Genomic DNA, 26,120 nt, shown 5'->3' with positions numbered 1-26,120 from the left:
CCGCCGGGCGGGTAGTTTCACCCCTGACGTACTTTCAAGGAGTTGAATATGTTGGCGCGCTGGCTTGCTGTTCCAGCTGTACTCATGGTGTTTGCCGGTTCGACGTGGGCGGGCGAATGCCCGTCGCTGTTGCAGGGCTCGTTGCCCAAGCTGCGCGCCAAGGAATCCATCGACCTGTGCCAACGCTTTGCCGGCAAGCCGCTGGTGGTGGTCAATACCGCAAGCTTTTGCGGCTTCGCCCCGCAGTTCAAGGGGCTCGAAGCGCTGTACCAGCGTTACAAGGATCAGGGGCTGGAGCTGGTAGGCGTGCCGTCCAATGACTTCAAGCAGGAGTCCAGGGATGGCGCGGAAACGGCCAAGGTCTGTTATGTGAACTACGGCGTCACCTTCACTATGACCGAGCCGCAGCAGGTCCGAGGCCCGGACGCGGTGCACCTGTTCAAGGTCCTGGCCGAGCAGAGCAGTGCGCCGAAGTGGAATTTCTACAAGTATGTGGTCGATCGCCAGGGCAAGGTGATCGCCAACTTCTCCAGCCTGACCAAGCTGGACAGTCCGGAACTGATCGAGGCGGTGGAGCAGGCGCTGGCATCCAAGCCTTGAGTGTTATTTGCGGCCAATAAAAAAGCCCCGGCATCCTTGGATGCCGGGGCTTTTTCGTTCAGGCCGTCAGGCTTTAGAAGCGGTAGGTTGCACCCACGCCGAAGCCGTTCGCGCTGTTTTCATACTCGGAGCTGTAAGACTGGCCGAGCGTATTGCGGTTGTTGACCTTGACTTTCTCTTCCTTGAGGTAGGAGTAGGCCACGTCGATGGTCAGGTCTCCGGTTGGGCTCCAGCCGGCGCCGAGGCTGAAGATGGTCCGGTCGCCGGTAGGAATACGTGGCGAACGGTTGGTGTTGTTGGCTGGCGACTGGTCGAAGCTCAGGCCGGTACGCAGTACCCACTGCTTGTTCAGCTGGTAGGAAGTACCGATGGCGTAGGCCCAGGTATCGTGCCAGTTCTGCTCTTCCTTGACGGTGCTGAGTGCACCCGGGGCCAGAAGACCACCGGCGCTGGCGGTTACGCCTTCGTTTTCCACCGTGATGTCTTTCAGGCGGCTCCAGCGGGTCCAGGTCGCACCGGCGTAGAGTTTCCAGGCATCGTTGAGGTCCTGGGTTACCGACAGGTCGGCCGATTCAGGGGTGGTGATGTCCAGCGAAGCATCGTAGCGAGCGCCACGCAGCAGGGCACTCGGAGTGCCGGCGCCTGGGCTGACTTCAGTGTGGCCCTCGAGCTTGTACTTGACCTTCGAGTGGTAGGTCAGGCCCACGCGAGTGGTATCGGTTGCCTGGACCAGCAGCCCAATGTTGTAGCCGTAGCCAATGTCGTCACCTTTGATCTGCACACGGCCGTCGTTGGGGGACAGAGGGGTGGTCAGTGCGGACTCCAGGGTACCGGAAATACGGTTGATGGTCGGGCCGAAACCGATCGACACCTTGTCGTTGAAGGCGTAGCTGACGGTTGGCTGGAAAGTGATGACTTTAACTTCGCTCTTGCTGCCGAAGTTACGACCCTGGAAGCCGTTTTCGTAGTCGGTGATCAGGCCGAATGGGGCGTAGACACCCAGGCCGAAGGCCCACTGATCGTCGATAGGCTTGACGTAGAAGCCCATTGGCACGGCGGTGAAGGGCACCATGTCGCCTTTGTTGGTACCGCTACGGCTGCCGCTGGCATCGTTGATGTCGGTGGAGGCGTCAATGGCCGCGACGCCGCCAGTGATTTGCTGGCGTTTCAGGCGCGACATGCCGGCAGGGTTACCAAAAACTGTGCTTGCATCATCGGCAGCAGAGGATCGACCGGCGAAACCAGTGCCCATGCCGCTGATGCTTTGTTCGTTCAGGGCAAAGCCACTTGCAAAAAGTTGGGTGGATGCCATGGCAACGGCAAGGCTAAGACTGGTTTTGAGTATTACTTTTTTCATTATTAGAACTCCTGGTGATCACCGGAGCGAAAATTACCAACATTTCCTCCTCAGCGCTATAGGCTGTATGGCTTGAGATAGAGCGGTTTTGTAGGACAATCCGACCAAAATTGCCGTTGTTTGCGCGATCTTGCAAAAAGCCCGATCAGCAGGCGACCTGATTCAGCGGTGCAACACAGGTTTGCCAGGCGTCGGCGAAGTCCCGCAAACGTCCTTGTGGCTGGAAGATCTGCTTCCAGATGCGAGCCATGCCGACCAGGTCGTCGGCCTCGGGGAGAGGGGTGTTCTGCTCTTCCACCAGCAGCCAGGCAATGGCGGTGGCGTAACGCAGGTTGACGGTCAATTCCAGGTGCGGCCCGCTGAGGAATGCATGCTGGCTGGCCAGGCCGCGAACCAGGCTGGCACGCTCCGGGTCCAGGGCCAGGTAGTGGTCCCAGAGGGCCTGGTGGCGGGGTTCGGCGATACGATAGAGGCCGTGGCCCCTGCGGTCGTGCAGGGCGGAGCCGAGGGCGGATTGGCTGGCGGCGATGCCTAGCAGCAGTGATTCTGCAGTGCGACTGTGGCTGCCCAGATAGATCAGGGTCGGGCGGATCACGTAGCGGCACAGTTCGCTGGCGGCAATACCCATAAAGCCCTCGAAAGGTGAAAGTGGCCGGCGAGGCCTGATGGGGGAGCTTGGCAGCGGTGGATCGGTCAGACTCGCCGGAAGCGGATCATGCCGCTTGAGTTGAAGTCTAGTGTCATATCGTTGCTGTAAAGGACTGTTTTTAAAATATTTTCAGCTTCGAGTTATAACCGTTATATCGGATGGTGCTTTAGCCGAAGGCGGAAAAACCGAAATAACAGGCAACAAAAAGCCCCGCTGTTCAGGCGGGGCTTCGGGTTTTCAGCGCTCTGGCGTCTCAGGCGGTCAAGGCCTGGCGAGTGCGCTCGATCACCGCTTGCAGCGGCTCGGCGCTGGAGTACTGGTCGGGGTACAGGCGTTCGCTGTGACGAGCGATACCGTGTTCGTTGACCAGGGTGAAGCTGAAGCAGCCTTTGCGAGCAGCCATGATCAGGCAGTTCATTGGAGCAAAAGCGTTGGTGAGGGTGCGAATGGCATCCTGAGTCTGGATTTGAGTAGACATAGTTATTGGGTGTTCCTACAAATGACACGGATAAGAACCGTGCAACGTTAAAACGTTCCAGTAACGCCGACCACCATTGGTCGAACGAAGAACCCGACTGGAACAAAGCAGCCAGTTGGAAGCGCTTTATCAAGTGCGCGCTAGGGCTGGCAGGTAGGTACTTAGGAGGGCAGGCAATCACAGCGGGGGGTTAAGGTTCTGGGCCCCAGGTGAAGATCCTGATCAATTTGCAGGTTGGTTCGGTCAGAGTAAAAGAGCTTCGCGACATCCTTTGCAATGTGTTCAAAGGCGGTGTCGGCGAAAGCTTTACCTGGAAACCAGCGAGGTGGTCGATCCCGTGTAGTCGGTAGAAACTTCTCTTGAGGGAAGCTGAACCGGGGGACTTGTTCGACCAGAATTGACTTTCAGCTTGGTACTAACGCTGTGGATGATAACGGATTGATGTAGCTGGTGCAAGTGTGTTAGGCAAAATGGTTATGAGCGTCGCAGGGGCGAGGCTGGCCGGGCTTTCCAACGTAGTTGAGCAGAAAGTTGTTACTGGAATCTTTGGTCTTCGATGCTGTTCTCCCATGAATGGGCGAAAAAGGTGCAGCGATATAACCGGATCGAGGGTACTTGTGCACAATAGTTGCGCAGGCTGTCACCAGCCTGTCACCTCAGCTGCCGGGCCCGCCAATGCCTGCGATGAAAATTTAAGTCAATGAAAAACATCGGTTTTTTTTACTGGTGAAAAAATCGTCAGTTTGACTGCGGGCCCCGTCCCATGCGGCTTTCGGCGACTTGTAGGGCGGTTGTCCACTGAGTTATCCACAGCTTCTGTGGATTGTCCCAAGCGCTTGCTCTAGCACGGGCGTGCCGAGTTTTTTCGACTTTACGCATGCGAAAAAAGGAGTAGAGTGGCGCGCCTTCCGATCTGCCCTACAGTGCTTTATGAAGTTTCGCTCAGTGTCACCTTCTGTTACTTCTGCCTCCTCCAGTGTTACCGAACCCAAGCGTTTTTCGTTACGCGTGGCCATGTGGCTGCTCGACAGTCCGCGCCTGGGGGATAACCGGAACGTCAAACACTTTGCCGGGCGTTTGCTCAAGCAGCCTGCCCGGGAAGGGGTGGTGGCGGCGCAGAGTCGTCTTGGCCAACTGATGTGCCGCGAATGCGGCAACGCCCGCGATCGGCGGATCGGCCACGATCTGCTGCGGCAGGCGGCACGGGCCGGCGACCGCCGCGCCCAGCTGGAGCTTGGGCAGATCGAAGACTGAGCTGTCCAAGCCTCGGTCCCTTGGTTAACCTTCAAGCTTTATTTCACTGTCTGGAGTGGCTATGGCTATGGACTTGACCAGCGTACTGCTCGGTCTGGCAGGCGCGGCATTGCCCTTGGTGGCGCTCGCCTGGCAACTGCAGCGCCGTCTGAGTTCCCGCCAAACCGAACTGTCCCTGCTGGAGGAGCGCCTGGCCACTGCGCTACTGGCGCAGGATGGCTTGAATGCCCAGCTCGATGCCTGCCGCGACGAGATCAGCGACCTGGGCCAGGCCAATGCCGTGAAGCAGGCCGATCTGGCGGCGGTACGCCGGGAAGTCGAGTTGTTGCAGATCGAGCGCGACAACGCCCGTGATGCCGCCCACGCCTGGAACCTTGAACGGGCCAACAAAGAAGCCGAACTGCGGCGCCTGGATGCCCAGGCCGCGTCGTTGAATGCCGAGCTGCGTGAGCAGCAGGAAAGTCACCAGCAACGCCTGAGCGATCTACAAGGCTCGCGAGATGAGCTGCGGGCACAGTTCGCCGAGCTGGCGGGCAAGATCTTCGATGAGCGTGAGCAGCGTTTTGCCGAGAACAGCCAGCAGCGTCTCGGGCAATTGCTCGACCCGCTCAAGGAGCGCATCCAGTCCTTCGAGAAGCGGGTCGAAGAAAGTTATCAGGCCGAAGCGCGCGAGCGTTTTTCCCTCGGCAAGGAACTTGAGCGCCTGCAACAACTGAACCTGCGCTTGAGCGACGAGGCGACCAACCTGACGCGCGCGCTCAAGGGCCAGAAAACCCAGGGTAACTGGGGCGAACTGATTCTCGAACGGGTGCTGGAGCATGCCGGCCTGGAGAAGGGCCGTGAGTACCAGACCCAGGTCAGCCTCAAAGGGCCTGACGGCGAGCGTTTCCAGCCCGACGTACTGATCATGCTGCCCGGCGACAAGCAAGTGGTGGTGGATTCCAAGGTCAGCCTGACCGCCTACCAGCAGTTTGTCGCGGCGGACGACGAAGTGATCGGCCAGGCGGCGCTGAAGCAGCATGTGCTGTCCTTGCGCAATCATGTCAAAGGCCTGGCCGGCAAGGACTACAAGCGCCTGGAAGGCTTGCACAGCCTGGATTTTGTGTTGCTCTTCGTCCCCATCGAGGCGGCCTTTTCCGCTGCCTTGCAGGCCGAGCCCAACCTGTTCCAGGAAGCTTTCGATCGCAACATCGTGATCGTCAGCCCGACCACGCTTCTGGCCACGCTGCGGGTAATCGACAGCCTGTGGAAGCAGGAGCGGCAGAGCCAGAACGCCCGGGAAATCGCCGAGCGCGCCGGTTGGCTGTACGACAAGTTCGTGTTGTTCATTCAGGATCTGGATGAGGTCGGCAATCGTCTGCAGCAGCTGGACAAGGCCTACAGCGCCGCGCGCAACAAGCTGACCGAGGGGCGCGGCAACCTGGTCAGCCGCAGCGAGCAACTGCGGTTGCTCGGCGCGCGCGCCAGCAAGAGCCTGCCGGCGGACCTGCTGGAGCGGGCGATGACCGATGCCGACGGCGCCGTGCTCGAACTGCCGGATTGACCCGAGGGCGGGATATCAGAGCGGCAGATGCCGGCTCAACAACGCCCGCAACGCCGCCGGCTTCACCGGCTTGGCCAGGTAGTCCAGCCCCGCGGCGTGTACCTCGGCAACCATCTCGGGGCGCCCGTCGGCGCTGATCACCACGCCAGGCACCGGATCGCCCAACTGGGTGCGCAGCCAGGCCATGACCTCGGTGCCGGTTTCACCATCGTCCAGGTGATAGTCCACCAACGCCAGTTGCGGGCGCACGCCGTCACCCAGCAGCGCGGCGCATTCTTCCCGGTTGCGCGCGGTCCAGACCTGACAGCCCCAGCGAGAGAGCAGGCTGTTCATGCCGATCAGGATGCTGTCTTCATTGTCGACGCACAGCACCTGGGCGCCGGACAGCAGATGGCCATTGAGTTCGGCCACCTGCCTCGGTGCGCTGACGGCCGCCTTGGCCAAAGGCACGCTGACGCTGAAGACGCTGCCCTTGCCTGGCCAGGAGCGTACCTGCAGGCCATGGCCGAGAACGCGGCACAAGCCGTCGGCGATCGCCAGCCCGAGGCCCAGGCCTTTCTCGGCGCGAGTCTGGTGGCTGTCGAGGCGCTTGAACTCTTCGAAGATCACTTGCTGCTTGTCCAGCGGAATGCCCGGCCCGCGGTCCCAGACCTCCAGGCACAGCTGGTTGCCGCGGCGGCGCACGCCCAATAGCACAGGCCCCTTGGCGTAACGGAAGGCGTTGGTCAGGAAGTTCTGCAGAACCCGGCGCAATAGCTTGATGTCGCTGTCGACCCTGAGGTGGCTGCCACGCAAGCGGAACTTCAAGCCTTGCTCCTGGGCCAGCGCCTTGAATTCGGCCCCCAGGGTATCGAACAGCTCGTTGAGCACGAACGGCTTGCGCTCCGGATTGATCTTGCCGTTTTCCAGGCGGGAAATATCCAGCAAGTCGCTGATCAGGTCTTCGGCGGAGCGCAGGGAACTGTCCAGGTGCTGGACCAGTTGCTGGGCTTCAGTGGACAAACCGTCGTCCTGGTGGGAGAGGGCGGCGGAGAACAGCCGGGCGGCGTTCAGCGGTTGCATCAGGTCGTGACTGACCGCCGCCAGGAAGCGCGTCTTGGACTGGTTGGCGGCCTCGGCGGTGCCCTTGGCCTCGGTCAGCGCGGCATTCAACTGCGACAGTTCTTGAGTCCGTTCGGCGACCCGTTGTTCCAGGCCTTCGTTGGCTTCGGTGAGGGCCTGTTCGGCCTCGCGGAACGGAGTGATGTCAGTGAAGCTCATGACAAAACCGCCGCCCGGCATCGGGTTGCCGATCAGCTCGATCACCCTGCCATTGGGGAATAGACGCTCGGAGGTGTGGGCACGGCCCTGGCGCATCCAGTGCAGGCGGCGAGCTACATGCACTTCTGCTTCGCCCGGCCCGCACAGGCCACGCTCGGCGTTATGGCGGATGATGTCGGCGATCGGCCGGCCGACGCTGATCAGCCCGTCCGGGTAGTTGAACAGCTCCAGGTAACGACGGTTCCAGGCCACCAGCCTGAGGGACTGGTCGACCACGCTGATGCCCTGGCTGATGTTCTCGATCGCGCCTTGCAGCAGGGCGCGGTTGAACTGCAGCACCTCCGAGGCTTCGTCGGCGATGCGCACCACGTCTTCGAGCTGCATCTCCCGTCCTTCGATGGCGGCCTTGACTACCGCGCGGGTGGACGAGGCGCCGAGGACACCGGCCAGCAGGCGTTCGGTATGGGCGATCCACTCGCCGTCGGCGTTCTGGTTGGGGTTGAAGCCTTTGCCCTGGCGGTAGGCAAAGCGGATGAAGCTCTGGCGGGCCCGTTCTTCCCCGACAAAGCGCGCGGCAAGCTTGAGCAGGTCGTCGATCTGCACCGACAACATCGAGCGGGAGCTGGGGCGGCCGCTGATTTCCTGGCCGATGAAGCGCCCGGCCTGCCAGTGTTCCGAAACCCGGGTGCGCGACAGTACCGAGACCCAGGCGAACAGGGTGAAGTTACCCGCCAGCGACAGCACCACACCCTGGGTCAAGGGCGTGATCGGCAGGTTCAGCGGGTTACCGTGCAGCCAGGCCAGGCCTGGGAAGCTGCTCAGCGACCAGCCCAGGCTGTGGGCGGCGATTGGCAGGATCAGGGTGTAGAACCACAGGAAAGTACCCGCCGCCAACCCGGCGAACACGCCGCGGCGGTTGGCCTGCTTCCAGTACAGCGCGCCGAGCATGGCTGGGGCCAGTTGGGTCACGGCGGCGAAGGCGATCTGGCCGATGGTCGCCAGGCTCGCGGTGGAGCCCAGCAAGCGATAGCTGACATAGGCCAGCAGCAGGATGACCACGATGCTGACTCGGCGCACCGAGAGCATCCAGTGGCGGAACACTTCGAAGGGCCGCTCGGCACTCTGCCGGCGCAGCAGCCAGGGCAGCAGCATGTCGTTGGAGACCATGGTCGACAGCGCCACGCTGGCGACGATCACCATGCCGGTGGCGGCCGATGCACCGCCGATGAAGGCCAGCACGGCCAGGGCCGGATGGGCCTGGGCCAGGGGCAGGCTGATGACGAAGGAGTCCGGCAACACCGAACTGGGCAACATCATCTGCCCGGCCAGGGCGATCGGCACCACGAACAGCGCGGCCAGGGCCAGGTAGGCGGGGAACACCCACTTGGCCAGGCGCAGATCCTGGGGCTCGATGTTCTCCACCACTGTGACGTGGAACTGCCGCGGCAGGCAGATGATCGCCATCATGGCAACGCCGGTCTGCACCACCATCGACGGCCAGTTGATGGTTTCCTGCCAGTACTGCTCCAGGCGCGGAGCAAGCATGGCCTGGCTGAACAGGTCGTCGAAACCGTCGTACAGGCCATAGGTGACAAAGGCGCCGACCGCGAGAAAGGCCAGCAGCTTGACCAGGGATTCGAAGGCAATCGCCAGTACCATGCCGCGGTGGTGCTCGGTGGCGTCGAGGTTGCGGGTACCGAAGACGATAGTGAACAGCGCCAGGATCAGCGACACGATCAGCGCCGTGTCCTGGGCGCGGGTGCCCATGGTGTCGGCGCCGGCGCCGATCAGCAGGTCCACGCCGAGCACGATGCCCTTGAGTTGCAGGGCGATGTAGGGAAGCACTCCGACCAGGCAGATCAGCGCCACCACCACCGCCAGGGACTGGGATTTGCCGTAGCGCGCGGCGATGAAGTCGGCGATGGAGGTGATGTTTTCCTGCTTGCTGATCATCACCATCTTCTGCAGGACCCAGGGCGCGAGCACCAGCAGCAGGATCGGCCCCAGGTAGATCGGCAAGAACGACCAGAGTTGCTCGGCGGCCTGACCGACGGCGCCGAAGAAGGTCCAGCTGGTGCAGTACACCGCCAGCGACAGGCTGTACACCCAGGCACGCACCCGCGGCGGCAAGGGCGCGCTGCGACGGTCACCGTAAAAGGCGATGGCGAACATGATGGCCATATAGGCCAGGGCGACGATGGCGATCAGCCCGCTGGACAACGACATGGAAACTCCGAACATAAAGGCGCGCCGGGCGCTTCAGCCCGGTCAGACAGTCTCGCACGATGTTCGGGGTTCGTCAGTGTCGACCAAGGTATTGGCGCGGCCAGGTGTCGCAGGGGGGAAGAGGGCTAACTGTCAGGCTTTACCCTGAACAGGCGCGCTCCTGCAGGAGCGCGATGACGGCCTCAAGACCGCAGCGCGATGTCGATCAGTTCATGCAGTTCCTTTACCTCGAGCGGTTCCGCGGCAAACAGGATGCGGAACACCGTCGGCGCCACCATCATGTTCAGTAGCCGATCAAGGCTGGGCAGGGCTGCTTCGCTGTGCCGGTGGCGATCGAGGATGATCTGCAATTGCCCGCTGAGAATGCTCACGCAATAGCCGGGCGTGGCGCTGCATTGCACGTCGCGCATCATGGTGCGCCCGGGTTCGGAGCTCATTTCGTCGAGGTACTGTTCGGCCCAGGCCCGCAGGTCGCCGCGCAGGCTACCGGTGGCGGCCGGTTCGCCGTCCGGGCGCATGCGTTCCAGGGCGACATCCGCCAGCAGCGCCGACAGGTCGCCCCAGCGCCGGTAGATGGTCGAGGGCGTCACACCGGCGCGAACGGCGATTTGCGGCACGGTCAGGGTCGAGCGCTCCTGTTCTTCGAGGAGTTCACGGACTGCCGAGTGGATGGATTCCTGCACCCGGGCACTGCGCCCGCCCGGGCGTAAACCTTCTTTAATAGCCATGGACCGAACCTTAACACAAAGAATTTGCTTTAAGAGCGAGACGGTAGCACACTCCGCAAAAGCAAAAAGTTAGCTTTAATGGAGCGTGCCCATGTCCAGTCCTGTCGACTCTTCACTGTCAAACCGCTCCAGACTGCTGTTTCTGGCGATCACCTTACTCAGTTTTCTCGCTGCTTCCAGTGTGCCGACGCCGATGTATCACCTGTATCAGGAGGCGCTGCAATTCTCCTCGGCAACCCTGACCCTGATCTTCGGCGTCTACGCCTTGAGCCTGTTGGCGGCGTTGCTGACCGTGGGGTCGCTTTCGGATTATCTGGGGCGCAAGCCGGTGATCTTCGTGGCTCTGCTGCTGGACATACTGGCGATGCTGCTGTTCATCCAGGCCGACAGCGTGGCCTGGCTGATTGCTGCCCGGGTGATGCAGGGCTTCGCCACCGGCATGGCCACCAGTGTGCTGGGGGCGGCGCTGCTGGATACCGACCGACAGCAGGGGCCGCTGGTCAACAGCGTGGCGCCTTTGCTGGGCATGGCGTGCGGGGCGATGGGCAGTGGCTTGCTGGTGGAGTACGCACCGTTGCCGCTGCAATTGGCCTACTGGTTGCTGCTGGTGCTGTTTGTCGCCCAGGCGCTGTACGTCTGGCGCCTGCCGGAGACGGTCAGTGCCCAGCCCGGTGTGTGGGCTTCCCTGCGGCCCACCCTGCATGTGCCGCCCCAGGCGCGGCGGGCGTTGTGGCTGGCGTTACCGGTGGACGTGGCGGTGTGGGCCGTGGGCGGGTTCTTTCTGTCGTTGGCGCCATCGCTGGTGCGCACCGCGACGGGCTCGACCTCGAACCTGATCGGTGGCGGCCTGGTGGCGGTGCTGACTTTGAGCGGTGCCCTGATGATTGTTTCCCTGCGCCATCGTCCGGCGGACAAGGTGCTGCGGCTGGGCGCGAGCCTGCTGGCCGTCGGCATCAGCCTGATCCTCATCGCCGTGCACACCGCCAGCCTGCCGCTGTTCTTTCTCGGCACCCTGGTCACAGGCGGTGGTTTTGGCTCCGGGTTCCTCGGCGCCCTGCGCAGTGTGATGCCATTGGCCTTGCCCCATGAGCGGGCGGGGTTGATGTCGGCGTTTTATGTGCTGAGTTATCTGGCGTTCTGCCTGCCGTCCCTGCTGGCGGGAAACCTGACGCGCAGTTTTGGCCTGATCGCGACCACCGACGGTTATGGCGCGGTGTTGATCCTGTTGTCCCTGGGTGCCTTGCTGGGGCTGTTGCGTCAGCGAACCGCCAAGGCCTGTATCGCCCAGGAAAGTTGAGCACTGTGGTGGCTGATCCGGGCGCCGGCTTGGGTTAGCCTGCACACCGGGCGCGTGCAGGGTGCGCGCGCCAGCCTTGGGAGCGGCGGGCATCGATGAAGATCATTCGCAGTAAAACCTTCACCGGAGAGCGGGCCTGGGCAGCGCTGGATATCGCCAACATGAATGGCATCACCACGCGCCTGCATTGGACCGACCAGCCTTATAAATGGCACACCAACGACGGGCAGGAAGTCTTTGTCGTGCTCGATGGCCAGGTGCGCATGCACTATCGGGAGAACGGCCTGGAACAGTCGGTGCTGCTGGAAGTGGGCGACATCTTCTACGCCGATGTCGGCACCGAGCATGTGGCCCATCCGCAAGGCGCCGCGCGGGTGCTGGTGGTGGAAACCGAAGGCAGTGTCTAGTTCGTATATTTATAAAACAGATAACAGATAGAGAAATTACCCGTTATATAGATATTCGATCCGGTTCTATCATGGCTCCACCTCATTGGAGGACAGGAGATCACACCATGACATGCCCCAACACCCTCAGAACCGGACGGCCCTTGAGCCAGCTGCAGCATCCTCGCGAAGCCATCCGCCAGTTCACCCCCAACTGGTTCGCCGCCACCATGGGCACCGGCGTACTGGCCCTGGCGCTGGCCCAGTTGCCGCTACGGATCCCCGGCTTGCACCTGTTGGCCGAGGGGCTGTGGCTGTTCACCATCGTGCTGTTTGTGGTGTTCAGCGCGGCCTATGCGGCACGCTGGATATTGTTCTTCGACGAAGCCCGGCGGATTTTCGGGCATTCCACGGTCTCGATGTTCTTCGGCACCATCCCCATGGGCCTGGCCACCATCATCAACGGTTTTCTGCTGTTCGGCATACCGCGCTGGGGCGAAGGCGTGGTGCAACTGGCCGAGCTGCTGTGGTGGCTGGACGTGGCGCTGTCGCTGGCCTGTGGGGTGCTGATTCCCTACATGATGTTCACCCGCCAGGAGCACCGTATCGACCAGATGACCGCGGTTTGGCTGTTACCGGTGGTCGCGGCCGAAGTCGCCGCCGCCAGTGGCGGGCTGCTGGCGCCGCATCTGCTGGACGCGCATTCGCAGCTGGTGATGCTGGTGACCAGCTATGTACTCTGGGCCTTCTCGTTGCCGGTGGCTTTCAGCATCCTGACCATTCTCCTGCTGCGCATGGCCCTGCATAAGCTGCCTCACGAAAGCATGGCTGCCTCGAGCTGGCTGGCCCTGGGGCCGATCGGCACGGGGGCCCTGGGCATGTTGCTGCTGGGTGCGGACGCTCCGGCGATCTTTGCCGCCAACGGCATGGCCGGAGTGGGCGAAATCGCCGAGGGCCTGGGGCTGGTGGCCGGTATCACCCTGTGGGGTTTTGGCCTGTGGTGGATGCTGACGGCGTTGCTGATCACCCTACGTTACCTGCGCGACGGCATTCCGTTCAACCTTGGCTGGTGGGGGTTCACCTTCCCGCTGGGGGTCTATGCCCTGACCACCCTGAAACTGGCCAGCACCCTGAACCTGACGTTTTTCGCGGTGTTCGGCAGCCTGTTGGTCCTGGCGCTGGCACTGATGTGGCTGCTGGTGGGCAAGCGCACGCTGCAGGGCGCTTATCGGGGTGAGTTGTTCGTTTCGCCTTGTATCGCAGGATTAGCGAAATAATCCGCGAACTTTAGGTAAGGTTGTGGCCTGGATCGAAGATCGATAATCCAATAACAGCATCCAAGCCACTCAGGGACATGGAAGATGAGTCACCCCTCACAGTTCACCTTGCTTCGTACGCGGCGTTTCCTGCCGTTCTTCATTACCCAGTCCCTCGGTGCGTTCAACGACAACATCTTCAAGCAGTCGCTGATCCTCGCCATTCTCTACAAGCTGGCCATCGAGGGTGACCGCTCGATCTGGGTCAACCTCTGCGCCTTGCTGTTTATCCTGCCGTTCTTCCTGTTCTCGGCGCTGGCCGGGCAATTCGGCGAGAAGTTCGCCAAGGACGCGTTGATCCGCCTGATCAAGCTCGGCGAGATCGTGATCATGGCCGTGGGGGCGGTGGGGTTTGTCTTCGATCACCTGTCGCTGATGCTGCTGGCGCTGTTTGCCATGGGCACCCACTCGGCGCTGTTCGGCCCGGTGAAATATTCGATCCTGCCCCAGGCGCTGCGGGAGGAAGAACTGGTGGGAGGCAATGGCCTGGTGGAAATGGGCACCTTCCTGGCGATTCTTGCCGGGACCATTGGCGCCGGGATCATGATGTCCTCCGCCCATTACGCACCCATCGTCTCGACGGCGATCATTGCCGTCGCCGTGCTCGGTTACCTCGCCAGCCGGAGCATTCCCCGAGCCGCGGCGGCCACCCCGGACCTGCGCCTGAACTGGAACATCTTCAGCCAGTCCTGGGCCACCTTGCGCCTGGGCCTGGGGCAGACCCCGGCCGTGTCGCGCTCGATCGTCGGCAACTCGTGGTTCTGGTTTGTCGGGGCGATCTACCTGACGCAGATTCCGGCCTACGCCAAGGAGTGGATGCACGGGGACGAGACGGTGGTCACGCTGATCCTCACCGTGTTCTCGGTGGGTATCGCCGCCGGTTCCATGCTCTGCGAGAAGCTTTCGGGACGTAAGGTCGAGATCGGCCTGGTGCCCTTTGGCTCGTTCGGCCTGACGGTGTTCGGCCTGCTGCTGTGGTGGCATTCCGGCGGGATTCCGCTGAGCGAGGCGGGTTACAGCTGGATCGAAGTGCTCGGTTATGGCCATGCCTGGTGGGTGCTGATCGATATTCTCGGCCTGGGCATCTTCGGCGGTTTCTACATCGTGCCGCTGTACGCCCTGATTCAATCGCGGACCCCGGAGCATGAGCGGGCGCGGGTGATTGCCGCGAACAACATTCTCAACGCGCTATTCATGGTGGTGTCGGCGATCGTCTCGATCGTGCTGCTGAGCCTGGCCAAGCTGTCGATCCCGCAGCTGTTCCTGGTGGTGTCGCTGCTGAACATCGCGGTCAACGCCTACATCTTCAAGATCGTCCCCGAGTTCAGCATGCGCTTCATTATCTGGCTGCTCAGCCATTCCATGTACCGGGTCGAGCATCGCAACCTGGAGGCGATCCCGGACGAAGGCGCGGCGTTGCTGGTGTGCAATCACGTGTCCTTCGTCGATGCCTTGCTGATCGGCGGCGCGGTGCGGCGGCCGATTCGTTTCGTGATGTATTACAAGATCTACAACCTGCCGGTGCTCAACTTCATCTTCCGGACCGCCGGGACCATTCCGATTGCCGGGCGCAACGAGGACATCCAGATCTACGAAAGGGCGTTCACCAAGATTGCCCGCTACCTCAAGGATGGCGAGCTGGTGTGCATCTTCCCGGAAGGCAAGCTGACCGCCGATGGCGAGATCAATGAGTTCAAGGGCGGGCTGACGCGGATTCTCGAAGAGACACCGGTGCCGGTGATTCCGCTGGCGTTGCAGGGGCTGTGGGGCAGCTTCTTCAGTCGCGATCCGAGCAAGGGGCTGTTCCGCCGCCTGTGGTCGCGAGTGACCCTGGTGGCGGGCTCGGCCGTGACGGCCGACAGTGCCGAACCGGCCCGCTTGCAAACCCTGGTGGGCGAGCTGCGCGGTAGCGTGCGCTAGGTTTCCAGCGCCTATAAAAACGCCCACAGAGTTGTGGGCTTTTTTGTTAGGGGGGCTTGCTTGTATTGTCCAGCCGGTCAGGCCGCGCTGACTTTCAAGCCGACCAGCCCGGTAATGATCAGCGCCACGCTGGCCAGGCGGAACAGCGCCATGGACTCACCGAACAGAATGATCCCGGCGATCACCGTGCCGACCGCACCGACCCCGGTCCAGATGGCATAGGCAGTGCCCAGCGGCAGTTCCTTCATGGCCAGCCCCAGCAGGCCGAGACTGACCGCCATGGCGGCGATGGTCAGGGCGGTAGGGAGAGGGCGACTGAAACCGTCGGTGTATTTGAGGCCGACGGCCCAGCCCACTTCAAACAGGCCGGCGAAAAACAGAATGATCCAGGACATGATGACCTCCATCGATTGACGGGGTCGTCCCCAGATTAATGACTCGATCGAGCCGCGGGGTCGTCCCCGCGTTGCGCAGTATAGTGCCCATCATTAATCCGGGGATCAAGGTTTCTCCTCATTCGCTCGCCTGTTGGGCAGCCAGCGCGCGGTCGTCCTTTTCGCTCATGCGGCGGAACCAGGTGGAAAGCAGCGCCCCGGAAATGTTGTGCCAGACGCTGAACAGCGCGCTGGGCACCGCCGCCAGCGGCGAGAAGTGCGCGCTGGCCAGGGCGGCGCCGAGGCCGGAGTTCTGCATGCCGACTTCCAGGGCCAGGGATTTGCGTTGCGCCAACGGCAGCTTGAACAGGCGGCCGGTGAAGTAACCCAGCAGGTAACCGAAGCTGTTATGCAGCATCACCACGGCCATGATCAGCAGGCCGGACTCGGCGATTTTCGCCTGGCTGGCGGCCACCACCGCGGTGACGATGATCACGATGCTGACCACTGACACCAGCGGCAACACTTCCACCGCATGCCGTATCCGGTCGCCAAGCACGCGCTGGGCGATTACGCCGAGCACGATCGGCAGCAGCACCACCTGCAGGATCGACCAGAACAGTTCCATGAACGAAACCGGCAGCCAGGCCGAGGCCAGCAGCCAGATCAGGGCCGGGGTCAGCAGTGGCGCCAGCAGGGTGGTGACGGCGGCGATCGCCACCGACAGCGCCAGGTCACCGCGGGCCAGCCAGGTCATGACGTTGGACGAAGTACCGCTCGGGCAGCAGCCGACCAGAATCACGCCGACGGCGATTTCCGGCGGCAGGTGAAATACCTGGCACAGCAACCAGGCCACGCCCGGCATGATCACGAAGTGCGCGACCACGCCCAGGGCCACGCGCCATGGATGGCGGGCGACTTCGGCGAAGTCTTCGAGCTTCAGGGTCAGGCCCATGCCGAACATCACCAGGCCCAGCAGCGGCACGATGGCACCCTTGAGGCCGATGAACCAGCCCGGCTGCAGGAACGCCACCACCGCGAAAATCAGTACCCAGTAGGCAAAGGTATTGCCGACAAAACGACTTAATGCTGCCAGTGCACGCATGGCCTGTTCCTTCTTATATGAAAACGCCACCGAAAGCGGTGGCGTCTGTGTTGCTCCTGCAGGAGCGAGCGGGTTGGCGATAAGGCCGGATGCGGCCGGTCGCCAGCCGGCTGGCTGCTACTAAGGTCAGATGCCTTGTGGGATCTCTTCGCCACCCAGGGCTTCGAACAGCGCCGGGAGGAAATCGCCGAAGGTCAGCATCATCAGGGTGAAGCTGGCGTCCAGTTGGCCGAGGGCTTCGTCGCCGCCGTCCTGTTCCGCCTGATCCTGCAGCAGGTCTTCGAACTTCAGGCGCTTGACCGTCATCTTGTCGTCGAGCATGAAGGACAGTTTGTCCTGCCAGGCCAGGGACAGTTGGGTGACCACCTTGCCGGTGCTCAGGTGCAGCTGGATCTCTTCGCTGGTCAGGTCCTGGCGCTTGCAACGGACGATGCCGCCGTCTTCGTGGGTGTCGCGCAGTTCGCACTCGTCGAGGACGAAGAAGTCGTCGGCAGCTTGTTGGGTTTTCACCCAGTCGGTCATGATCGCGGTCGGTGCAGTCTTCACGGTCAGCGGACGCACCGGCAGGGTACCGAGCACTTCGCGCAGGGTGGAGAGCAGGTCTTCGGCGCGTTTCGGGCTGGCCGAGTTGACCAGGATCAGGCCCTGCTTCGGCGCGATGGCAGCGAAAGTCGAGGAGCGACGGATAAAGGCGCGCGGCAGGAACGCCTGGATGATTTCATCCTTGATCTGGTCGCGTTCCTTTTTATAGACCTTGCGCATTTGCTCGGCTTCGATCTCTTCGACCTTTTCCTTGACCGCGTCGCGCACCACGCTGCCAGGCAGAATACGTTCTTCCTTGCGCGCGGCGACCAGCAGGAAGTCCTGGCTGACGTGTACCAGCGGCGCATCTTCGCCTTTGCCGAACGGCGCGACGAAACCGTAAGTGGTCAACTCCTGGCTTGCACATGGACGCGCCAGTTTGGTGGCCAGTGCGGTTTCCAGCGCCTCAGCATCAAAGGGCAGATCTTGGGTCAGGCGATAGATAAGCAGGTTCTTGAACCACATGGGGTGAATCTCTCCTTTATACAAAGGGGGGCATTATTCTCCGCGCAGCTCCATAGGCCAACCCTCCGCTAAGCCTTTGGAAGGCCTGAAAAAATTATTTTAAAAAGTGCTTGCCAGAGTAGGGGACGCTCCGTAGAATGCGCGCCACACCGAACGTGAAGGGTGATTAGCTCAGCCGGGAGAGCATCTGCCTTACAAGCAGAGGGTCGGCGGTTCGATCCCGTCATCACCCACCATTCGCTTTCAGTGTTACGCGCAGCGGTAGTTCAGTCGGTTAGAATACCGGCCTGTCACGCCGGGGGTCGCGGGTTCGAGTCCCGTCCGCTGCGCCATATTCGATGAGCTGGAACACTGAACGCCAGGTCATCACAGAAAGCCCGCTAACGCGGGCTTTTTTGTGCCTGTGTTTCATGCGCGGTGCCCGATACATCGAAATTCAGCTTTTTTTGATAATTTTGTTATTTAAATCAGCACGTTATGAATTTCTGTGTAATAATGCGCCCCGCAACGAAGGTAAAGGGTGATTAGCTCAGCTGGGAGAGCATCTGCCTTACAAGCAGAGGGTCGGCGGTTCGATCCCGTCATCACCCACCACTTGCTTTCAACGCTACGCGCAGCGGTAGTTCAGTCGGTTAGAATACCGGCCTGTCACGCCGGGGGTCGCGGGTTCGAGTCCCGTCCGCTGCGCCATATTCGATGAGCTGGAACACTGAACGCCAGCTCATTACAGAAAGCCCGCTAACGCGGGCTTTTTGCTGTCTGGGGTATGCAAATGCCCCCAAAAAAAGCGGCCTGCGGGCCGCTTTTTTCGTTTGTGGCTCACTGCTTGGCGTTACGACTGTGCCGGTAGTCGCTGACCGCTTCGTACACCGCCTTGCGCAGGCGGTTGATGCCACCGATGGGGCGGTGCGCCTCCAGGCCGAACCAGGGGTTGAAGGACAGGTTGTCGCATTGCAGGTTCTGTAGCGGGGTATCGAAGTCCTGGGCGGGGATCCTGATCCGCGCCACGGTTTCGAAGGGCGCATCGCTTTCTCGCCATTCGATGCTGGTGTCCTCGATGGGCATGTAGTGGCTGGGGTCCTGGCGTTGCACCTGCAAGACGAAGCAGGCCGGCACCCGGTTGGTCGACAACTGCTGGTTCAGGGCGTTGCGCAGAAAGTTGGGCAGGGCCTGGTTCTGTGGGGGCAGGTTGTACGCCGGGCAGCTGTCCGGATCCGGTGCGACGCGGAACTTGGCGTTGGCGCCGCCGAACTTGTAGGGCGAAACCGAAAAATAGCGGGTTTGCGTCGGGCTGGCCGGGGGCGGTGACAGGGTGGCCAGGGCGATGAATAGATGATGGATCTGCCAGGTACGTGGATCCCAGCCAGGGAAAAAGGCTCCGACCTTTTTTCCGTCCGCCTGCGCGGCGACATTCTGCCGATACTCGGCGACATCGCTGACAAAGAAGTTCGGATGGTTGAACATCACGAAATCCTGCTCGCCACGGCCCTGCTGCTCCTTCAATAGCTGGGGGCCGGGCACATTCAGCAACTTGATTGCCATCCCACGCGCGTCACGAATGCTGTCGAACTGTGGATAAGCATTGCCGTTGGACAGCCGCACCATGGCTTGCCAGGTCTTGCCGGGTTCGGCGAACACGCCCTGGCGCAATGGCGGCGTCAGTTGCTCGAGGACCTGGACCTCGGCCTTTACGCAGCCGTGGGCCTTGGCGTGGGCGTCGCGCAGGTATCGGGTGTTGTCCCGGTGCTGATCGACGATGCGCACGGCGGTCTGGATGATGTCCTGGGTCATGGCGGCTTCGCCGGGCGGGACCTGCTCTTCGGTCGAGACCGGTCCCTGGTAGCGCCAGATCGACCAGGCGCTGTTCAGTGCCCAGCCGAGCAGAGCGATCAGCACCAGCAGCACAAGTGTCTTGAGCAGCAGCGCACCAAGGCGCAGCCATAAGGTGATCAGCATGAAAGCGTCCTTTCGATGAGGGGCAGGGTCATGGCAGCTGCGCCTCCAGCGGCCCGCCCAGCACTTTCAGGTATTCCAGCAGCGCCCAGCGTTCCTCGGGTTGCAGCAGACGGCCGATCACCCCATTGCCACGCTTGCCCGAGCGGAATTCATGGCCGCTGTTGTGGTTACCGCTGACCCGCGTATCGAACAGGAAGCCGTTCTTGAACGGCTCGGTGCGGTAGCCCAGGTGCTTTGGATCGTATTCGAAGGTGCCTTTATAGAAGGTGCCGGCGCGTTCGGCCTGAGGCGAGAGCAATTGGTACAGGCTGGGCACCGAACCGTTATGCAGGAAGGGTGGGGTGGCCCACACCCCAGCCAGCGGCCGGGCCTTGTAGGCCCGCAGTTCGCGAACGCCGATCGGCAGGCCGTAGCCGTCGAGCCGCGGACGCTCGGCCGGGGTCACCTGGGCGTCCCGGTAGGCGCGCTCCTCGACGAAGGCGGTGACATAGGCCAGGCCGTTGGCCGCGGACAACTGGCGCATGTCCAGCGGTTCGCCGGGCGTTGGGTGCAGCTCGACATTCGATTGTGCCAGCTCGGCGGCATCCCATTGCAGCGCGCTCAGGTCATAGCGTTGGTCGGCAATATTGTTGGCGGTATTGGGGTCGGTGCCGATCACCGCAACCGGCAGCATTTTCAGTCGTTGCACCGGACGCCCGTTGACCTCGCTGACCGGCGGGACATGGCAACCCGCACAGTTTTCCGCGAACAGCGCTTGCCCCTTGGCCGCCAGCGGCTTGTCGATGCTGCCGAACAGTTCTTCGGGCCAGGTCGGCGGTTTCAGCCGTTGCAGGGTTTCTTCGATGCGATTGAGATCGCGTACCCGAACACTCGACGGATACCGGGCATCGCCCTTGAGCGGCTGGCCCTGGGTATCGAAGAAATTCAGGGTGGCGCCGACGCCCAGCGCCTCACCGATATTGCGGGTCATGGGTTGCTGGGCCGAACCGTTCCACTGCACCCAGTCGAAGGTCCAGATGTCCCATAGCTGGGGATAATCCACCGGCGCATTGGCCACCCGATAGTTGTCGGGGGAAATGGCGTCGCCGAAGCTGGCATTGGCGATCCGGCCAAAGGCATCGGTACGTCCGGGGCCTTCTTCGGTGGGGTAGAGGCCACGGTGAGTGTCGTTCCAGGCAACGCGCAGGAAGGTGTCCAGCGCTGCCTTGAAGTCCTTGCGCAGTTGTTCGTGCTCGGCGTCGTAGTTCTGGCCCAGCACGTTGCGGGCGAACCGCTCGAATTTCCACGGGTTGTAATAGGTCGACGCCAGGCTGGCGACCAGCGCCTGGCCGAAGCTGCCGCCGCGCAGGGTGGGTACGCTGGAGGGCAGTACATGCTGCGCCGAACCGCCGTCGATCCGCAGGGCCTGCTGGTTATAGCGCAGCTCGCCGGTGTGGCAGGCGGCGCAGGTGATGTCCAGGTAGTGTTGCGGGCTGCCAGGGTTCTGATGGCGGGTGAAACCCACCGGCAGGTTCGCCGGATTATCGGTGCTGGCCTGTTGTGCCGGATCCACCAGAAAACCAAAGCGGGCCAGGTACTGCGGTGCGGCGAAGCGCTGCGTGGAGAAGGGCAGTTCCAAGGCGGCGAACCATTCATAGCGCAGGCCCTTCACCTGAGTGCCCTGGGGCGTGAAGTAGTAGGTCTGGCGATCGGTGGCGCTCCATTGATCCTGATAGTGCACCTGCAGGGCGGGCACATAGTCGGGCAATTTCGGATTGGCCACGTAATACAGGACTACAGCCAGGGCGACACCGATCAGGGCGAGAATCAGCAGCAAAACACGGGATAAGAGGCGCAAGATGTACATCCTTGTCGAATTGTGGCTCTCTTATGCCTCAGGGCAAACTGCCGGGCAAGTGGCCATTACGTCAGATTTCAGCCAGGTGTCATTACTTTGTGTGTGATGCATTCTTCCCCGCACTCGTTGTAATGGCCGGCAAAATGCTTTTAAACACGTGAACTTATCGGGTTAATCCAGCTCTCATGCCGGTAGCCATTGGTCGTGGCCGCCTGATAAGCTCGCGGCTTTACTCGAATGCCCTTTAGGCGCATGAACAAGGAAATAGCATGAAACAGCATCGGTTAGCGGCGGCGGTAGCCCTGGTTAGCCTGGTACTCGCGGGTTGTGACTCGCAGACCAGCGTGGAGCTGAAAACCCCGGCGCAGAAAGCTTCCTATGGTATCGGCCTGAACATGGGCAAAAGCCTCGCCCAGGAAGGTATGGATGATCTGGATTCCAAAGCTGTAGCCCAGGGCATCGAAGATGCCATCGGCAAGAAAGAACAGAAGCTGAAAGACGACGAACTGGTCGAAGCCTTCGCCGCGCTGCAAAAGCGTGCTGAAGAGCGCATGGCCAAGATGAGCGAAGAGTCGGCAGCAGCCGGCAAGAAATTCCTCGAAGAAAACGGCAAGAAGGCTGGCGTGACCACTACCGCCTCGGGCCTGCAGTACGAAGTGCTGAAGAAAGCCGATGGCGCCCAGCCTAAGCCGACCGACGTGGTGACCGTTCACTACACCGGTACCCTGACCAACGGCACTGTGTTCGACAGCTCGGTCGAGCGCGGCAGCCCGATCGATCTGCCGGTCAGCGGCGTGATTCCGGGTTGGGTCGAAGGCCTGCAACTGATGCACGTCGGCGAGAAGTACAAGCTGTACATCCCGAGCGACCTGGCCTACGGCGCACAGAGCCCGAGCCCGGCCATTCCGGCCAACTCGGTTCTGGTGTTCGAGCTGGAACTGCTGGGTATCAAGGATCCAGCGAAACAAGACGCCGCCAAGTAATCTTCGTCTGGTTCAATGACAACGCCCCGTTCTTACGGGGCGTTGTCGTATCTGGTCGTTGGTCCGGGAAAAAATGCGAACCCATGGCATAAGGCATAGTCTTAACAGGACGCGCTGCGGCTAGCCGCATGAGGCTGCCAAGTCAATGAAATTATGGGTTTTTTTATGTGAGTAAAAAACGCCCGATCTGAGCCGAGCCCTTGTAAAACGGGGCTTTCAGCTGTGAAAAGCGGCTCTGTTCACAAGGTTATCCACAATTTGTGTGGATAACATTTCAGTGGGAGTGACGATGAAAGCACCCTGGAATTTTGCCCGCTTCCTGCCCTTGGCCGGCCGCTTGCTCAGCCGTGGCCGGCTGCCGACCCTGTTGTTCGCCGTGGCCAGTAAAGGCGCCTTGCAAGGCGGCCGTCTCGGCAAGCTCAAGGACGATCTGCGCCTGCTGCAGGCCCTGTGCCTGGCTTACTGGCGTGGCGAGTACCGCGCCATCAGCCCCAAGGCGCTGCTGTCGGTGGTCGCGGGCCTGATGTACTTCCTCAGTCCGCTGGATGCCATCCCGGACTTCCTGCCCATGTTCGGCATGCTTGATGACATCGCCGTGCTGGCCTGGATCATGAAAACCCTGGACGGCGAACTCAGCGCCTTTCGCACCTGGCGCAATCGCCAGCAACCGGAGAAGTTGGCGGTGGTGGAGCGTTTGCCCGACACCCCGGAACAGCTGCAATTGGAAGGTCCGAAGAAAAACTGAGGTGAATTCGGATCCATACAACGATGCCCCCGCGACCTTAGTGACTGTTAGGATTACACTTCATAAGGAAAAGTCCGACTCGTTATGTGTCGTCCTACGGGGTAGTAATGGATATTCAGATAATTGCACGCGATGGCGAGCCCGAGTATGCGGTTCTGCCATGGGCTCAGTATCAGGCTTTGCTAAAGGCCGCAGGTGTCACCGATCAATCTTCGCGAGAGGCCAGGGGGCCTGTCGCGACCGCAGCCGACCAGCCGCTTCCGGGTCTGGATCAACTCCGCAGTTTGCGCGAAACCAAGGGAATCGCCATCGAGGCGCTTGCCCGTACGGTAGGTATCAGTCCGTCATATCTGGCCATGATTGAAAGCGGTGAGCGTCAACCGGACGCCGCTATACGCCGTAGCCTGGCCTGGGAATTGACGGTTCCGGGTTGGAGGGATGAATCGTGAGCGTAAGGATCAGTCGTCAACATTGGGATGGCCTGTTGGGGGAACTCGACCAGGCCCGTCGGCAACGCCATCTTTTGACCTATCGCGCTCTGCTTGAGCGCTTGCAGCTACCCAGCCCAGCCATGCAGACCCTGACGGCGGCCCTTGAGCATCTGGCCGCGCTGGATGCGCGTGCGGAGCAGCCGTTGCGCAGTTCGCTGGTGATCAGCCAGGGGGCGAGCCGTTTGCCACGCACCGGCTTTTTCGAGTGTGTGGAGCGCCTCGGGCGTTTTTCCGGGCCTTCCGACGGGGTGGCGGCCGCCTCGTGGCATGCCTCGGAAGTGGTGCGTGTATTCGAGTACGAATACCCTGAGTCGGCGGAGGCCTGAGTGTACTGGCGCCTCAAGGCGCGGGCCGGCTACTGGCTGGCCCGCCGGTTGTTTCATTGGCCCTGGTTTGTGCGTCAACCCCGGGGCTGGCACTGGCTGGAGGGGCAACTGGCGCGCATGGCGAACCTGGGGGACGTCGGCGCACAGAGCTTTTATGGCCATATCCTGACCTTTCGTGGCCAGGGCCTGGGGGCTCGCGAAGAAGGCATGCGCCTGTTGCGTCTTGCCGGCTTGGCCGGGGACGCCAAGGCGGCCTATCAGATGGGCGTCATCAGCCTGGCCGGTTCACCCAGCAAGGCTGCGGATGCGGCGGAAGCGGCCCGTTGGTGGACGCTGGCGGCGAAGGCCGGGCACCCCTTGGCCGAGGTCAAGTTGGCGCAGCTGAATCAGTCGAGTACGCCGGATCCGCGAGCGGGGCCGCGTCAGCCGTAAAGTCGCCGGCCACCTGGCGGCTGTCGATCACATGAATGCTGTAGCCCGGCACGTTCTTGGCGTGGTGCTTGGCTTGCGAGGCCAGCTCGGCCAACTGGCTGGCATCGAGTTGTCCACAGGCCTGTGGATACAGATGCACCACGCCGATGGACAGTGACAGCAAGGCAAATTCTTGGCGAATACCCTGGCGGTTGGGGGCGATGAAGCAGCCGGCTTCCAGGTGTTCGCTGCGATAGAAGCGCCGGCACTGGCTGTGGAAGTCGTCCAGCAGCTGGTTCAGGCGCTTTTGCCAGTCCTCGGGGCCCAATACCAGGAGAAAGTCGTCGCCGCCGATATGGCCGACGAAATCGCGGCTGGGGTCCACTCGGTCATTCAGGCATTGCGCCAGACACAGCAGCACTTCATCGCCACGGCCGTAGCCATAGATGTCGTTGAAGGGCTTGAAGCTGTCGATGTCCACGTAACAGATCAGCGATTCCCGCCCTTGTTGCAGCAGGTGGGTCAGGCACTGCTGGATCGGCACGTTGCCAGGCAGCAGGGTCAGCGGGTTGGCATAACGCGCCTGCTGGATCTTCAGCTCGGTAATCAGCTTGAGCACATCGATCACCCGCCCCAGCCCCAGGTAGCCGCCGTTGAGGGTGATGATGAAATCCTCCTCGATCCGTTGCCGGGCGCGGCTGGTGATCAAGCGGCTGACCTGTTGCAGCGACTGGCTGAGCTCCACCGCGAGGAAGTCATCGTTCATCAGGCGGCTGATGGGCTTGCGGGCAAACAGATCGGTGGCAAAGGGCTTGAGCAGGGCGTCGGACAACGAATGGCGGTGCACGATGCCGCAAGGCTGGCCCTGTTCGTCGAGCACCGCCAGCGAGTTGAGGTTGGCCTGGCGGCGGAAGGCTTCCAGCACCGTGGCCGTCGGAATGTTGCGCGCCACCGCTGGTTGTTCGTTGAGCAGGGCACTGAGGTCGCTGCCTTCGTCGTTGAGCGTCGCGGGAGTGCTTTCGCGCTTGGGCAGCAAGTTGCGGCCATCGCGGGGCGGATGTTCCTGGGGGCGGCAGAGCAGGTACCCCTGCAGCAGGTCCACGCCCATTTCCGTGAGCACCTCCAGCTCTTCCGCCACTTCGATGCCCTCGGCGATCACCTGGGCGCGGGAGGCCTTGGCAATTTGCAGGATCGAGCCGACGAATTCGCGCTTGAGGGCATCCTGATGAATGCCGTCGATAAAGTGCCGGTCGATCTTCACATAGTCTGGGCGCAGTTCGGACCACAGGCGCAGGCTCGAATAACCGGCGCCGAGGTCGTCCAGGGCGATCGAGAAACCCATGTCCCGATAGTGATGCAGCGCATTGTGCAGCAGCTGGAAGTCATCGATCGGCGTCTGCTCGGTGAGTTCGATCACCACCTGGCTCGGCGGGATACCGAAGTCCTGCAGCAATTGCAGGGTACGGCCGGGCTGGTGGGCGGCTTCCAGCAATGACTCCGGAGAGACGTTGAGGAACAATTTGCTGGGTAACTGCTGCTCGCTGAAACCCTTGCAGGCGCTCTGGCGGCAGGCGATTTCCAGCTCGCTGAGGCGTCCGACCTGGCGGGCCACGGCAAACAGGGCGACAGGGGAGTGCAGGGGGCTGTTGGACGGGCCGCGGGTCAAGGCTTCATAGCCGAGAATGCGCCGTTCGGAGAGACAGATGATCGGCTGGAACAGACTGTGCAAACCGCTTTGAGCCAGGATTGAGCTCAAGGCACTCAGCTGTTCGGTCGTGGTCATGGCGATCTCTGTCGATAAAAAAAGGACCGGGCGCGCCCTTGATTCAAG

The 26,120-nt window shown here is 61.7% G+C and carries 23 protein-coding genes and 4 tRNA genes; 16 read left to right on the top strand and 11 right to left on the bottom strand.

All coding sequences use genetic code 11. From position 1 onward, the window contains the following. Positions 1 to 48: 48 nt before the first annotated feature. Positions 49 to 600: a glutathione peroxidase gene (locus C4K38_RS23660; RefSeq protein WP_053280426.1), complete on the top strand. Its 552-nt coding sequence runs from the start codon at positions 49 to 51 to the stop codon at positions 598 to 600. A 73-nt stretch (positions 601 to 673) separates the two neighbouring features. Here C4K38_RS23660 and C4K38_RS23655 read toward each other — a convergent pair whose 3' ends face one another. The 3 genes from C4K38_RS23655 to C4K38_RS23645 all read right to left on the bottom strand — a co-directional run bounded on the left by C4K38_RS23655 (position 674) and on the right by C4K38_RS23645 (position 3,084). Then, positions 674 to 1,957 carry an OmpP1/FadL family transporter gene (locus tag C4K38_RS23655; protein WP_053280425.1) on the bottom strand — a complete coding sequence of 428 codons (1,284 nt, stop codon included), beginning with the start codon at positions 1,955 to 1,957 and terminating at the stop codon, positions 674 to 676. Positions 1,958 to 2,102: 145 nt separating this feature from the next. Continuing rightward, positions 2,103 to 2,585 (bottom strand): hypothetical protein, encoded by a 483-nt coding sequence (locus C4K38_RS23650; RefSeq protein ID WP_025805636.1) that lies wholly within the window; start codon positions 2,583 to 2,585, stop codon positions 2,103 to 2,105. 274 nt (positions 2,586 to 2,859) lie between these two features. Beyond that, complete coding sequence (locus tag C4K38_RS23645; protein WP_007927809.1) at positions 2,860 to 3,084, bottom strand: hypothetical protein; 225 nt, start codon at positions 3,082 to 3,084, stop codon at positions 2,860 to 2,862. Between the two features lie 930 nt (positions 3,085 to 4,014). Here C4K38_RS23645 and C4K38_RS23635 point away from each other — a divergent pair. Both C4K38_RS23635 and C4K38_RS23630 read left to right on the top strand, forming a co-directional pair. Continuing rightward, positions 4,015 to 4,338, top strand: a complete 324-nt coding sequence (locus C4K38_RS23635) for an SEL1-like repeat protein (protein ID WP_009045091.1) — start codon at positions 4,015 to 4,017, stop codon at positions 4,336 to 4,338. A 175-nt stretch (positions 4,339 to 4,513) separates the two neighbouring features. Further along, entirely contained in the window at positions 4,514 to 5,881 is a 1,368-nt protein-coding gene (locus C4K38_RS23630) for a DNA recombination protein RmuC (protein WP_164486275.1), read from the top strand. A gap of 15 nt (positions 5,882 to 5,896) precedes the next feature. Here C4K38_RS23630 and C4K38_RS23625 read toward each other — a convergent pair whose 3' ends face one another. Both C4K38_RS23625 and C4K38_RS23620 read right to left on the bottom strand, forming a co-directional pair. Continuing rightward, a complete protein-coding gene (locus tag C4K38_RS23625; protein WP_053280423.1) occupies positions 5,897 to 9,367 on the bottom strand; it encodes a hybrid sensor histidine kinase/response regulator in 3,471 nt (1,156 codons plus the stop codon). Between the two features lie 182 nt (positions 9,368 to 9,549). Continuing rightward, a complete protein-coding gene (locus C4K38_RS23620; RefSeq protein WP_053280422.1) occupies positions 9,550 to 10,095 on the bottom strand; it encodes a TetR/AcrR family transcriptional regulator in 546 nt (181 codons plus the stop codon). A gap of 91 nt (positions 10,096 to 10,186) precedes the next feature. Here C4K38_RS23620 and C4K38_RS23615 point away from each other — a divergent pair, with 91 nt between their 5' ends. The 4 genes from C4K38_RS23615 (at position 10,187) to C4K38_RS23600 (ending at position 15,014) form a co-directional block, all read left to right on the top strand. Next, the gene (locus C4K38_RS23615) at positions 10,187 to 11,392 is read left to right on the top strand and encodes an MFS transporter (RefSeq protein WP_053280421.1); all 1,206 of its coding nucleotides are present in this window, start codon (positions 10,187 to 10,189) and stop codon (positions 11,390 to 11,392) included. A 95-nt stretch (positions 11,393 to 11,487) separates the two neighbouring features. Further along, positions 11,488 to 11,799, top strand: a complete 312-nt coding sequence (locus C4K38_RS23610) for a cupin domain-containing protein (RefSeq protein ID WP_025805630.1) — start codon at positions 11,488 to 11,490, stop codon at positions 11,797 to 11,799. Between the two features lie 107 nt (positions 11,800 to 11,906). Next, positions 11,907 to 13,055, top strand: coding sequence for a TDT family transporter (locus tag C4K38_RS23605; RefSeq protein WP_053280420.1), 1,149 nt, complete (start codon positions 11,907 to 11,909; stop codon positions 13,053 to 13,055). 84 nt (positions 13,056 to 13,139) lie between these two features. Beyond that, positions 13,140 to 15,014, top strand: coding sequence for an MFS transporter (locus C4K38_RS23600; protein WP_053280419.1), 1,875 nt, complete (start codon positions 13,140 to 13,142; stop codon positions 15,012 to 15,014). A gap of 77 nt (positions 15,015 to 15,091) precedes the next feature. Here C4K38_RS23600 and sugE read toward each other — a convergent pair whose 3' ends face one another. The 3 genes from sugE to rdgC all read right to left on the bottom strand — a co-directional run bounded on the left by sugE (position 15,092) and on the right by rdgC (position 17,540). After that, entirely contained in the window at positions 15,092 to 15,409 is a 318-nt protein-coding gene (sugE, locus tag C4K38_RS23595; protein ID WP_053280418.1) for a quaternary ammonium compound efflux SMR transporter SugE, read from the bottom strand. Between the two features lie 118 nt (positions 15,410 to 15,527). Beyond that, complete coding sequence (locus tag C4K38_RS23590; RefSeq protein ID WP_053280417.1) at positions 15,528 to 16,493, bottom strand: bile acid:sodium symporter family protein; 966 nt, start codon at positions 16,491 to 16,493, stop codon at positions 15,528 to 15,530. Between the two features lie 126 nt (positions 16,494 to 16,619). Next, the gene (gene rdgC, locus C4K38_RS23585) at positions 16,620 to 17,540 is read right to left on the bottom strand and encodes a recombination-associated protein RdgC (RefSeq protein ID WP_009045083.1); all 921 of its coding nucleotides are present in this window, start codon (positions 17,538 to 17,540) and stop codon (positions 16,620 to 16,622) included. 160 nt (positions 17,541 to 17,700) lie between these two features. On the opposite strand from rdgC, the gene C4K38_RS23580 reads away from it, so the two are divergent. The 4 genes from C4K38_RS23580 to C4K38_RS23565 all read left to right on the top strand — a co-directional run bounded on the left by C4K38_RS23580 (position 17,701) and on the right by C4K38_RS23565 (position 18,230). Then, a tRNA-Val gene (locus tag C4K38_RS23580) sits at positions 17,701 to 17,776 on the top strand. A 19-nt stretch (positions 17,777 to 17,795) separates the two neighbouring features. Continuing rightward, positions 17,796 to 17,872, top strand: a tRNA-Asp gene (locus C4K38_RS23575). Between the two features lie 186 nt (positions 17,873 to 18,058). Continuing rightward, positions 18,059 to 18,134, top strand: a tRNA-Val gene (locus C4K38_RS23570). Between the two features lie 19 nt (positions 18,135 to 18,153). Beyond that, positions 18,154 to 18,230 (top strand) — tRNA-Asp (locus C4K38_RS23565). 129 nt (positions 18,231 to 18,359) lie between these two features. Here C4K38_RS23565 and C4K38_RS23560 read toward each other — a convergent pair. Then, entirely contained in the window at positions 18,360 to 19,496 is a 1,137-nt protein-coding gene (locus tag C4K38_RS23560; RefSeq protein WP_053280416.1) for a catalase family protein, read from the bottom strand. 28 nt (positions 19,497 to 19,524) lie between these two features. Then, a complete protein-coding gene (locus C4K38_RS23555) occupies positions 19,525 to 21,333 on the bottom strand; it encodes a di-heme-cytochrome C peroxidase (RefSeq protein ID WP_053280556.1) in 1,809 nt (602 codons plus the stop codon). A 269-nt stretch (positions 21,334 to 21,602) separates the two neighbouring features. Between C4K38_RS23555 and bamJ the strand changes: the two genes are divergently transcribed. The 5 genes from bamJ to C4K38_RS23530 all read left to right on the top strand — a co-directional run bounded on the left by bamJ (position 21,603) and on the right by C4K38_RS23530 (position 24,310). Next, positions 21,603 to 22,316, top strand: coding sequence for a BamJ family beta-barrel-assembly machinery protein (gene bamJ / locus C4K38_RS23550; protein ID WP_053280415.1), 714 nt, complete (start codon positions 21,603 to 21,605; stop codon positions 22,314 to 22,316). Positions 22,317 to 22,605: 289 nt separating this feature from the next. Continuing rightward, positions 22,606 to 23,061: a YkvA family protein gene (locus tag C4K38_RS23545; protein WP_053280414.1), complete on the top strand. Its 456-nt coding sequence runs from the start codon at positions 22,606 to 22,608 to the stop codon at positions 23,059 to 23,061. 107 nt (positions 23,062 to 23,168) lie between these two features. Next, positions 23,169 to 23,510, top strand: coding sequence for a helix-turn-helix domain-containing protein (locus C4K38_RS23540; protein ID WP_053280555.1), 342 nt, complete (start codon positions 23,169 to 23,171; stop codon positions 23,508 to 23,510). Then, on the top strand, positions 23,507 to 23,878 hold the full coding sequence (locus C4K38_RS23535; protein WP_003179080.1) for a hypothetical protein: 372 nt from the start codon (positions 23,507 to 23,509) through the stop codon (positions 23,876 to 23,878). The genes C4K38_RS23540 and C4K38_RS23535 overlap by 4 nt, the downstream gene beginning before the upstream one ends. Further along, positions 23,879 to 24,310 (top strand): SEL1-like repeat protein, encoded by a 432-nt coding sequence (locus C4K38_RS23530; protein ID WP_053280413.1) that lies wholly within the window; start codon positions 23,879 to 23,881, stop codon positions 24,308 to 24,310. It abuts the gene before it with no gap. On the opposite strand, the gene C4K38_RS23525 is transcribed toward C4K38_RS23530, so the two are convergent. Then, entirely contained in the window at positions 24,246 to 26,072 is a 1,827-nt protein-coding gene (locus C4K38_RS23525; protein WP_053280412.1) for a bifunctional diguanylate cyclase/phosphodiesterase, read from the bottom strand. The genes C4K38_RS23530 and C4K38_RS23525 overlap by 65 nt on opposite strands. Between the last annotated feature and the right edge of the window lie 48 nt (positions 26,073 to 26,120).

This window comes from Pseudomonas chlororaphis subsp. piscium (genome assembly GCF_003850345.1).
GTDB lineage: Bacteria > Pseudomonadota > Gammaproteobacteria > Pseudomonadales > Pseudomonadaceae > Aquipseudomonas > Aquipseudomonas piscium.
This window is presented reverse-complemented; position numbering and strand designations above follow the sequence as displayed.